The organism is Nitrosomonas communis, from assembly GCF_024102715.1.
Taxonomy (GTDB): Bacteria; Pseudomonadota; Gammaproteobacteria; order Burkholderiales; family Nitrosomonadaceae; genus Nitrosomonas; species Nitrosomonas communis_B.
The window spans coordinates 75,599-85,347 of record NZ_JAGFJM010000105.1; the positions used below are offsets into that span (position 1 = coordinate 75,599).

Genomic DNA, 9,749 nt, shown 5'->3' on the forward strand with positions numbered 1-9,749 from the left:
AAATAAGTCCGATTTCATTATTCCCGCAAACGAAAAACCAGCAAATGAGTCGGAGATGAAGCTTGGATAAGATCAAGAGTCAATAGATTGATAAAGTTATTTTGATGTTTTTCAATTAACTCAGTAAAATAGATGGCGCTGTAGAGCGCTATGGCAGCTTTTTTAAACCTTGCTTCACCGTATATTGTGCAGATCAGCGGGAAGCTTTACCCATAAGGATATTATGAGACATTACGAGATTGTTTTTATTGTCCACCCTGATCAGAGTGAACAAGTACCTGCGATGATTGAACGTTACCGCGGAATCGTTACTTCAAAAGACGGAAAAATTCATCGTGTAGAAGACTGGGGACGCCGTCAACTTGCCTATCTTATTCAGAAAGTACACAAAGCACATTATGTGCTAATGAATATCGAATGCAACCAAGAAACACTCACTGAGCTTGAACATGCTTTCAAATTCAGCGATGCCGTGCTTCGGCATCTTACAATCAAAATGGACCAAGCTATTACTTCACCATCCGTCATGATGCAGGAAGATAAGGCCAAGTCATCGACAAGCAGCGATGATTCAGAAGGCAATCCAGAGATTGCGCAAAGCACAGAAACAAATACAGAGGATGCATCCGAAAAAACCAGTGTTGAGGTCTAAAAACGGATAAGCTGCTAAATTGTAATCAGATAATCATTTGCGGAAAAATTCTAAAACTCGGTCAGTTGCGTTATACCCCTGCAGGAAAAACAGTCATAGAGTTTGAAATAAGCCATAACTCGAATCAAATCGAAGCAAGTATGCCACGTCAGGTAGCCTGCGACATTTCTGCGGTAGCATTAGCTGACATGGCTGACACAATTTCTGGCATGGAAATCGGTTGCTTCGTTAAGCTGACTGGATTTCTTGCAAAAAAAAATAAAATGAGCACTCGACTGGTGTTACATGTAGCGCATATCGATATCATAAACATTCAGGAAACAGGAACATCACCATGAGATTTACAAGAAATAAAGATAGTAAGATCAAAGCCAAGGAAAGAATGGCGAACCGCCCTTTGTTTAAACGTAAAAAGTTTTGTCGTTTTACAGTAGAAGGCATCAAAACAGTCGACTATAAAGACATCAACATATTGAAAGACTTTATCAGTGAGAATGGCAAAATCATTCCAGCTCGTATTACCGGCACCAAAGCATATTATCAACGGCAGCTAAATACAGCGATAGAGCGCGCACGTTTTCTTGCATTATTGCCCTACACCGATCGACATTAAGAACTGAGGAGAAATATCATGCAAGTAATACTGATGGAAAAAATTGCTAGCCTCGGACAATTGGGTGACATCGTCAACGTTAAAAGAGGATATGCACGCAATTATCTGATACCGCAAGGTAAGGCAAAATGGGCTACCGAAAGTGCAATTGCTGATTTTCAATCCAGACGCGCTGAGTTAGAAAAAAAACAGGCGGAAACAATGGCAAATGCTCAAGTACTGGCAACCAAACTGGATGGACTGCTTCTGCAAATTACCCAGAAGAGTGGCGTAGATGGCAAATTGTTTGGTTCCGTCACCAATGCAAATATCGCTGAGGCACTTAAGAATCAAGGTTTCTCCATTGATAAGTCAATGATTCGTATGCCAGAAAATCAAATCAAGCAAATAGGTGATTATGCGATCACCATCGCACTCCATGGCGATGTATTGGCACACATTACCGTATCAGTTTTGGGTGAAACCACGACCTAAGCACTTTTGCTTGCTTTATGGAAAAGGACTGGCAACAGTCCTTTTTTTATTTTTGTGATTCAATGATAGAATTTTCTTCTTTAGCGTTTGCAGATTCCGCCGGATTCCTATGGCTCAGTCCCCCATGAGTATTGCTCATAATGAATTGCTAGAAGTTTACAAGACACCACCTCATTCAGTTGAAGCAGAACAATCAGTGTTAGGTGGTTTAATGCTGGATAACCATGCATGGGACAAAATAGCAGATATTCTCACTCATACTGATTTTTATCGTCAAGATCATCAGCTTATTTACCATCATATTTGCAACCTGATAGAACAAAACAAACCTGCTGATGTGATAACCGTCGCAGAGTCGCTTGAAAATTCAGCTGAATTGCAGCACGTTGGAGGACTGGCTTATATAGGCTCAATAGTACAAAGTACACCAACGGCTGCTAATATCCGCCGTTATGCTGAAATCGTAAGGGAACGCTCCATCATGCGTAAGCTTGCTCAGATCAGCACACAAATCGCCGACTCTGCCTATAATCCGGCAGGGCGTTCTGCTTCAAACCTGCTGGACGAGGCAGAAAGCAAGATATTTGAGATTGCTGAAATTGGTGCGCGCGGCAAACAGGGGTTTATCGATATCCAGCCACTATTAAAGCAGGTTGTAGAGCGCATTGAAATGCTGTACAGCCGCGACAATCCAAGTGATGTCACAGGCATTGCATCTGGTTTTCATGATTTAGACCAGAAAACTTCAGGCTTCCAGCCGGGAGATCTTATTATCGTCGCAGGCAGACCATCGATGGGCAAAACAGCATTTGCCCTCAATATTGCAGAATATGTGGCGTTAGAGCTTAATAAACCGGCAGCTGTATTCAGTATGGAAATGGGTGGTGCGCAGCTCGCGATGCGTATGTTAGGTTCAATAGGCAGGCTTGATCAACATAAAGTCCGCACCGGACGATTGGAGGATGAAGACTGGCCGAAACTTACTCACGCGCTGGGTAAATTAAACGATGCTCCTATTTTTATTGATGAAAGCGCCGCATTGAATGCACTGGAGCTTAGAGCCCGGGCACGACGGCTTTACCGTCAGCATGGTGAATTGGGATTAATCGTAGTTGACTATCTCCAGCTCATGTCATCCCACACACACAGTGAAAACCGCGCCACCGAAATTTCTGAGATTTCGCGCTCACTCAAAGCATTGGCAAAAGAACTGCAAGTACCCGTCATCGCATTGTCACAGCTTAATCGCAGCCTGGAACAGCGGCCTAATCCCCACAAACGACCGGTAATGTCTGATTTGCGCGAATCAGGTGCCATAGAACAGGATGCAGATGTCATTCTATTCATTTATCGGGATGAAGTTTACAATCCGGATACCCCGGATAAAGGCATCGCCGAAATCATTATTGGCAAACAACGTAATGGCCCAATCGGAAAAATTGATTTGACCTTTCTGGGTGAGTATACCCGCTTTGAGAATTGCGCCCGGGCCGAATATTACTGATTGCAACCAGTATTTTTACAAACATTATGCTGGAACGATCTATCAGTTCCGGTCCAGTCGCCGGTATTGTATTGCCTCTGCAATATGTCCGCTGCGAATCTGCTCACTGCCCGCTAAATCTGCGATAGTACGCGCCAGCTTCAATATACGATGAAACGCACGGGCAGAAATATTCAAGCGGGAAATAGCCTGTTCCAATAAATGCGTACCCGCTTCATCCGGCTTGCAATATTTATCGATCTCGCACACCTTCAAGCCAGCATTTGCAGCATTTTGTCGTGTAAGCTGATATTGACGAGCAATCTCGACACGTGCTCTTACCCTATGGCTTGATTCACTTTCCCCTTGACGCAGCAGATCCTCTTGCGGAACAGCCGGCACCTCAATCTGCATATCAATACGATCAAGCAAAGGGCCAGATATTTTTCCACGGTAACGCGCTACCTGCTCTGGTGTGCAGCGGCATCTCCCGTCATAATGACCCAAATAGCCACATGGGCATGGGTTCATCGCGGCGATTAATTGGAAGCGTGCAGGAAAATTGGCCTGTCGCGTTGCCCGCGAGATGGTAATCTGCCCCGCCTCAAGCGGTTCTCGCAGCACTTCCAAAACCCTACGATCAAATTCCGGCAATTCATCCAGGAATAACACACCATGCATTGCTAGGGAAATTTCTCCAGGGCGGGGAATACTGCCACCACCCACCATGGCTACGGCAGAAGCAGTATGATGAGGTGAGCGAAAAGGGCGGCGTTTCCAGTGGGCGATATCGAAGCAACCACTGGCAAGTGACTGAATAGCAGCAGACTCAAGCGCCTCTTGCTCCGTCATGACAGGAAGAATACTGGCAAAACGTTCAGCCAGCATTGATTTACCCGTACCGGGCGGTCCGATCAGCAAGATGCTGTGGCCACCTGCTGCAGCAATCTCCAAGGCGCGCTTGGCATGCCCTTGACCCTTCACTTCTTTTAGGTCCGCATGATGATTTAACTCATCCGCACCATTGTTTGCTACAGAAAGTGCAGTGTAAGGCTCTAATAACTCATATCCCGTTAAATGCGCACAGACCTGCAGTAAGGATGCTGCAGGATAAACGACTGCTTCCTTCACCAAGGATGCTTCCGCCGCATTTTCTAGCGGCAAAACAAAGCTGCGCCCTGATCGTGATGCGCCATAAGTCATAGCCAGCGCACCATGGATAGGACGCAATTTCCCGCTTAAGGAAAGTTCGCCTACCCACTCATACTGATCGAGCTTATCAGCAGGTATTTGCCCCGTTGCAGCAAGAATACCAAGTGCGATAGGTAAATCAAACCGGCCACTTTCCTTAGGCAAATCTGCTGGCGCAAGGTTGACCGTAATACGCTGCGCAGGAAATTTAAATCGCCCATTTTGCAACGCAGCTCGCACCCGGTCTTTACTTTCTTTTACCTCGGTTTCAGGTAACCCAACGATGGTGAAACTGGGTAAACCATTGGATAAATGGGTTTCCACAGTAACCAGTGGCGCTTCCATGCCTGATAGCGCGCGACTATAAAGAATGGCCAATGACATGAAAAATAAGAGGCGTGATAAAATTACCGGCCGTTAACAGAAACTTACCATGCGCATGCTAGGGCGAATGAGCAGCTTAGACAACTACTTGCTAACAAGAAACATTCTGTTAGCGCTATCCTTCATAATTTGTGTCGCCCGCTCCAGTATCTGACGAGGCAGGTTTCAGTTGACTCTCCAAAGCGGCAACTTTTTCCTCTAACTCAGTCAATTTTGCACGTGTCCGTTTGAGCACTTCTTGTTGCACATCAAACTCTTCACGCGTAACCACATCCAAACGAGAAAGCATACTCGTCATCATAGCGCGCATATTTCTTTCAATATCCTTGGCTGGGCTATGTGCCACGATTTCACTGATTTTTGCACCGATTTCATCCAAAACGTTTTTGTTAACCATTTTCTCTCCACTTATATTTTTAATTGATGACTCAGCACTCGTTCTTTAAGCATGGTAACGGCACCTACAAGATAAAATCGCATACTTCAATCAATTAGGCAACCCATAACCACGCGCTGAGAGCTGTCAGAAAATAATATACTGTGCGATGATCGGCTATCTTTTATAAAACAACATTGATTCATGACTACCGAACGTTTACAGCTCCTGGAAGATTGGATAAAAACAATCTTCCCCGGAAAATCTTTCGATCTCTCGCCAGCTTCGGCTGACGCGAGCTTTCGTCGCTATTTTCGCATCACCATGGAAGAACAATCGATAATTGCCATGGACGCACCACCTCAGCTGGAAAACTGTGTCCCATTCCTGCATGCAGCTGAAGTATTTTCCTCCGCAAACGTCCATGTACCTGCTATCCTGGCCAAAAACTTGATACAAGGTTTTTTGCTGCTTTCCGACCTAGGCAGCACCACTTACCTGCAAACACTGGCAGCAAATCCAGCCACTGCAGACAAGCTTTATGGCGATGCCATTGATGCGCTGATTAGAATTCAGCTGATCAGTCAGACAGATGTATTCCCAGAATACGATGCAGCGCTGCTTGGAAGAGAATTAGATTTATTTCCAGAGTGGTACATCGCCCGGCATCTCCAAGTGACACTTGATCAAAAACAACATGATAATTTAACTGCTGTATTTTCATGCATACTTGAAAATAATCTTGCCCAACTCAAAGTATTTGTTCATCGTGATTATCACTCCCGCAATTTAATGATGACCATACCCAATCCTGGCATTATTGATTTTCAGGATGCAGTCTATGGGCCGATTACCTATGATCTGGTTTCCCTGTTTAAAGATGCTTACATTCACTGGGAAGAAGAACGCATTTTGGATTGGGTCATCCGTTACTGGGAAAAAGCACGTAAAGCAGGACTTCTCGTCACCACTGATTTTTCTGATTTTTATCGGGATTTTGAGTGGATGGGAGTTCAACGTCACCTCAAAGTGCTAGGCATTTTTGCGCGGCTGTATCACCGGGATCACAAAGACGCCTATCTCAAAAACATGCCACTCGTCATGACTTATTTACGTAAAGCATGCGAGCGTTATCGCGAGCTGCAGCCGCTGCTCACTCTGCTGGATCAGCTTGAAGGCAATCAATCCGCTACTCGAATCGGTTATACCTTCTAACCAATGGCAGTCCACCCTTTTAAAGCAATGATCCTCGCAGCCGGGCGTGGTGAACGCATGCGTCCTTTGACCGACACATTACCCAAGCCGCTGCTTCGTGTGGGAAATCAAATGCTGATCGAATATCATCTGCGAAATCTGGCACAAGCTGGTTTTTTGGATGTCGTTATCAATCATGCCTATCTCGGTCATATGATCGAAGCGGCGCTGGGTAATGGTCAACGTTATGGTATCCATATTACCTACTCGCAAGAAACCTCCGTGCTGGAAACTGCTGGTGGAATAACTAAAGCGCTCCCTCTTCTAACTAACTTCTCAGCAAACCAACCTTTCCTGGTTATCAATGCTGATATCTATTGCCAAATGAATTACTCTACCTTGCTATCGCCTTTGCAGCGATTGTGGTCAAATCCTGCGAGTGATCTCGCCCATTTAGTCCTAGTTGACAATCCTCAGCATCATCCTGCCGGTGATTTTTTTCTGGAGCAAGATCGCCTAACTAAAACGGGACAACACAAGCTCACTTTTAGTGGTATCGGGGTCTATCGCCCTCAACTTTTTAACCAGGTCATGCCAGATACTGCCACTAAACTTTCACCTCTGCTACATCAGGCCATCTCGGCAGATAAAGTCAGTGGAGAATATTATCACGGCATGTGGATGGATATTGGCACACCAGAACGACTGCAACTACTTAACGTACAGCTTCTGTGAAATATTGCACAATTCAATTTCACTATAGTCACTTCCTTATGCCATGCATGCTTCCAACCAATGACGAATATAACAGTTTTTATGAATACAATTTATATTGTATCTATATTCGCAACAATAAATTTCACATTTTAATACTTATTTTTTAATTGTTTTAAACATAATATTCATCCTTAAGACAATATAAGTTGTTTAATTCTATCAATATTGATGACAATACTAGGGTTAATGTATTAGAAACCATAATGTTATTGTCGATAATGGTTAATCCCGATAGAAAAAAGATTGTCACACCAATTGATGTAAATTAAGAATAAATATGTTTCCTAGAAAGAACGTATTCATAGCATGGGTATTTCTAAAAATCACAAAGAGAAACTCATTAGAAATTTTGTTAAATGAAGGAAAGAAGTGAGGCTTAAGTTGCTTACTGGAGGTATTACAATGAAAACACAGATTTCTTTGATTGCTGTACTGACGCTCTGCTTTTTATCTGCTTGCGCACAAATGAATCCGGTTTCAGCTGTTCAGAACAATGAAATTGGCACTACCCGTCTTAGCGCAATTGATCATAACAATCATGATGCGCTAGCACAGCATCACGAAAATACAGCGAAAGAAATGCAAACAAAATTGCAAGCACAGAAGAAATTACTCCAGGAATATGAGGACCACAACTATTACTATGGTAGAAAAGGTCTAGATCTCCAATCACATACGTCAGCGAATATTCGCTATTTTGAGAAATCCATCAAAGAGAATCTAAAGGAAGCCGCCATTCACCGGAAAATGGCAAGAGATCAGGAAAAACGCAACTATACGGATGTGAACAAACACGACATTGGATACACAAAGGAAGATGAAACGAAATCTCAGTTAAATTAATGTCAATCCAATACTTAATATAAAAACGAGCTACATGACAGTGTTAACTGGCTGTAGCTTGTTTTCATCGCGATTCACATCCAATTAGATAAGTTTATTTCGCTTTATTGTCAAAAACAATTCCGACATACATTTTGCAGTTAGTGAATGCATGCCCTTCAGGCAAAAATAAAAATTCCGGTATCTTATCTTGCCGTAAATGGTAATGTTCAGACGAAGAAGCAGAAATCCTCATTTTTATGATCAGAATGTTATGCCTGATACTCGATATGAGAAGATAACGGATTTAAGAATATCAGTGCGCCGGCATTCTACTTCATGCATTCTATAACTTCTCGCGAACATACACTTTTCAAACAGCTGGTCAAGCTAGAGAAGTCGTCGCGGCAGCGACGAATAGCCGGTTTAACATTGCTCGATGGCGCACATCTCATTCAGGCTTATCAAGCTGCACAAGGAATACCGTTAAAATTGATCATCAGTGAATTAGGATGCAATAATACGGAAATCAAATATTTGTTAGGTAGATTCAGTAAATACGTCGAAGTCAATACCGTCATGTTGAGTGATGCCTTGTTCAGACAAGTGTCTCCGGTCAAAACACCGAGCGGCATCCTGGCACTCATCGCTATTCCCTTATCTGAACCTAATACTATCAGCGATAATCAGGTATTCTGCGTATTGCTGGAAGCAATGCAGGATCCCGGCAATTTAGGCGCGATATTGCGCTCTGCCGCAGCCGCTGGCGTAAGTGATGTCTATTTGTCCAATGACTGTGCAGATGCCTGGTCGCCTAAAACACTACGCGCAGCGATGGGGGCACACTTCTCGCTAACCATTCACGAGCAATCCAATTTAACACAAGTAGCCCAGCGATTTCACGGTCAAGTCATTGCTACCACGTTGCATGCTACCCGACACCTCTATCAGACCGATCTCACCGGTCCGGTAGCGTTTGTATTTGGCAACGAAGGAGCAGGATTATCGCCAGAAATGCTGCAAGCTGTCAGTGAGCAGGTAACAATTCCCATGTCGGGCAACACGGAATCGCTCAACGTAACCGCTGCGGCAGCGATCTGTTTTTTTGAAAAAGTCAGGCAGCAATGTTATTGATGCTTGATCACACTTCATAGGGCTCCGGATCTTCAGCTAGCGGCGGTTTTGGTTCTGACGCTGAGATTATGGTAGTTTTATTTTCAATGGCTCCTGGAATACGCGGTGTTTCACATACTACAGTGGCATTCTGTGCGCGATGACGCAAGGCGTGGTCCATCAACACCAGTGCCAGCATAGCTTCAACGATAGGTGTTGCGCGAATACCAACACAGGGATCATGCCTGCCATGCGTCTCGACGATCGCTGGATTACCCGCTTTATCAATGGATCTCCTCGCCAAGCGTATGCTCGATGTCGGTTTGATCGCTACATTGACAGTAATCGGCTGGCCCGTAGAAATGCCACCTAGAATACCACCGGCGTTATTGCTCAGAAATCCTTCGGGAGTCATCTCGTCTGAATGCTCCGTTCCTTTTTGGCTGACACTCGCAAACCCTGCACCGATTTCTACTCCCTTGACCGCGTTAATGCTCATCATGGCATAAGCAATTTCTGCATCCAATCGGTCGTAGACAGGCTCCCCCCACCCGACTGGCACACCCTCAGCCACAGCATTGATTTTCGCGCCCACTGAATCGCCGGATTTGCGCAGTCGGTCCATGAAATCCTCAAGCTCAGGAACAATGTTGTTATCGGCAGCAAAAAA

12 protein-coding genes are annotated in these 9,749 nt (G+C 44.4%); 9 read left to right on the plus strand and 3 right to left on the minus strand.

Annotated elements, in window-relative coordinates; all coding sequences use genetic code 11:
* Positions 1 to 223: 223 nt before the first annotated feature.
* The 5 genes from rpsF (at position 224) to dnaB (ending at position 3,243) form a co-directional block, all read left to right on the plus strand.
* Positions 224 to 652 carry a 30S ribosomal protein S6 gene (gene rpsF, locus J5I83_RS10380; RefSeq protein ID WP_304055727.1) on the plus strand — a complete coding sequence of 143 codons (429 nt, stop codon included), beginning with the start codon at positions 224 to 226 and terminating at the stop codon, positions 650 to 652.
* Between the two features lie 35 nt (positions 653 to 687).
* Positions 688 to 990, plus strand: a complete 303-nt coding sequence (gene priB / locus J5I83_RS10385; RefSeq protein WP_304055751.1) for a primosomal replication protein N — start codon at positions 688 to 690, stop codon at positions 988 to 990.
* 44 nt (positions 991 to 1,034) lie between these two features.
* Positions 1,035 to 1,265: a 30S ribosomal protein S18 gene (gene rpsR, locus J5I83_RS10390; RefSeq protein ID WP_304055752.1), complete on the plus strand. Its 231-nt coding sequence runs from the start codon at positions 1,035 to 1,037 to the stop codon at positions 1,263 to 1,265.
* 18 nt (positions 1,266 to 1,283) lie between these two features.
* A complete protein-coding gene (gene rplI / locus J5I83_RS10395) occupies positions 1,284 to 1,739 on the plus strand; it encodes a 50S ribosomal protein L9 (RefSeq protein ID WP_304055729.1) in 456 nt (151 codons plus the stop codon).
* A gap of 109 nt (positions 1,740 to 1,848) precedes the next feature.
* Positions 1,849 to 3,243, plus strand: coding sequence for a replicative DNA helicase (gene dnaB, locus J5I83_RS10400; RefSeq protein ID WP_304055731.1), 1,395 nt, complete (start codon positions 1,849 to 1,851; stop codon positions 3,241 to 3,243).
* A gap of 42 nt (positions 3,244 to 3,285) precedes the next feature.
* Here the strand turns inward: dnaB and J5I83_RS10405 are convergent, their stop codons facing one another.
* Positions 3,286 to 4,797 carry a YifB family Mg chelatase-like AAA ATPase gene (locus J5I83_RS10405; RefSeq protein ID WP_304055732.1) on the minus strand — a complete coding sequence of 504 codons (1,512 nt, stop codon included), beginning with the start codon at positions 4,795 to 4,797 and terminating at the stop codon, positions 3,286 to 3,288.
* Between the two features lie 115 nt (positions 4,798 to 4,912).
* Positions 4,913 to 5,194, minus strand: coding sequence for an accessory factor UbiK family protein (locus tag J5I83_RS10410; RefSeq protein WP_304055734.1), 282 nt, complete (start codon positions 5,192 to 5,194; stop codon positions 4,913 to 4,915).
* A 183-nt stretch (positions 5,195 to 5,377) separates the two neighbouring features.
* Between J5I83_RS10410 and J5I83_RS10415 the strand changes: the two genes are divergently transcribed.
* The 4 genes from J5I83_RS10415 (at position 5,378) to J5I83_RS10430 (ending at position 9,100) form a co-directional block, all read left to right on the plus strand.
* Positions 5,378 to 6,388, plus strand: a complete 1,011-nt coding sequence (locus J5I83_RS10415; protein WP_304055741.1) for an aminoglycoside phosphotransferase family protein — start codon at positions 5,378 to 5,380, stop codon at positions 6,386 to 6,388.
* A 3-nt stretch (positions 6,389 to 6,391) separates the two neighbouring features.
* Positions 6,392 to 7,102, plus strand: a complete 711-nt coding sequence (gene murU, locus J5I83_RS10420) for an N-acetylmuramate alpha-1-phosphate uridylyltransferase MurU (protein ID WP_304055744.1) — start codon at positions 6,392 to 6,394, stop codon at positions 7,100 to 7,102.
* Positions 7,103 to 7,546: 444 nt separating this feature from the next.
* Entirely contained in the window at positions 7,547 to 7,987 is a 441-nt protein-coding gene (locus tag J5I83_RS10425) for a hypothetical protein (RefSeq protein ID WP_304055745.1), read from the plus strand.
* Between the two features lie 318 nt (positions 7,988 to 8,305).
* The gene (locus J5I83_RS10430; RefSeq protein ID WP_304055746.1) at positions 8,306 to 9,100 is read left to right on the plus strand and encodes an RNA methyltransferase; all 795 of its coding nucleotides are present in this window, start codon (positions 8,306 to 8,308) and stop codon (positions 9,098 to 9,100) included.
* A gap of 7 nt (positions 9,101 to 9,107) precedes the next feature.
* On the opposite strand, the gene aroC is transcribed toward J5I83_RS10430, so the two are convergent.
* Positions 9,108 to 9,749: chorismate synthase (gene aroC / locus J5I83_RS10435; protein ID WP_304055748.1), on the minus strand; the 642-nt coding region annotated here is incomplete at its 5' end.

Bases quoted from the DNA above. Each gene is read 5' to 3' on its own strand.
- murU (WP_304055744.1), top strand. From the start codon at position 6,392: ATGGCAGTCCACCCTTTTAAAGCAATGATCCTCGCAGCCGGGCGTGGT.
- J5I83_RS10415 (WP_304055741.1), top strand. From the start codon at position 5,378: ATGACTACCGAACGTTTACAGCTCCTGGAAGATTGGATAAAAACAATC.
- J5I83_RS10425 (WP_304055745.1), top strand. From the start codon at position 7,547: ATGAAAACACAGATTTCTTTGATTGCTGTACTGACGCTCTGCTTTTTA.
- J5I83_RS10410 (WP_304055734.1), bottom strand. From the start codon at position 5,194: ATGGTTAACAAAAACGTTTTGGATGAAATCGGTGCAAAAATCAGTGAA.
- rpsR (WP_304055752.1), top strand. From the start codon at position 1,035: ATGGCGAACCGCCCTTTGTTTAAACGTAAAAAGTTTTGTCGTTTTACA.
- rplI (WP_304055729.1), top strand. From the start codon at position 1,284: ATGCAAGTAATACTGATGGAAAAAATTGCTAGCCTCGGACAATTGGGT.
- J5I83_RS10430 (WP_304055746.1), top strand. From the start codon at position 8,306: ATGCATTCTATAACTTCTCGCGAACATACACTTTTCAAACAGCTGGTC.
- dnaB (WP_304055731.1), top strand. From the start codon at position 1,849: ATGGCTCAGTCCCCCATGAGTATTGCTCATAATGAATTGCTAGAAGTT.
- rpsF (WP_304055727.1), top strand. From the start codon at position 224: ATGAGACATTACGAGATTGTTTTTATTGTCCACCCTGATCAGAGTGAA.
- J5I83_RS10405 (WP_304055732.1), bottom strand. From the start codon at position 4,797: ATGTCATTGGCCATTCTTTATAGTCGCGCGCTATCAGGCATGGAAGCG.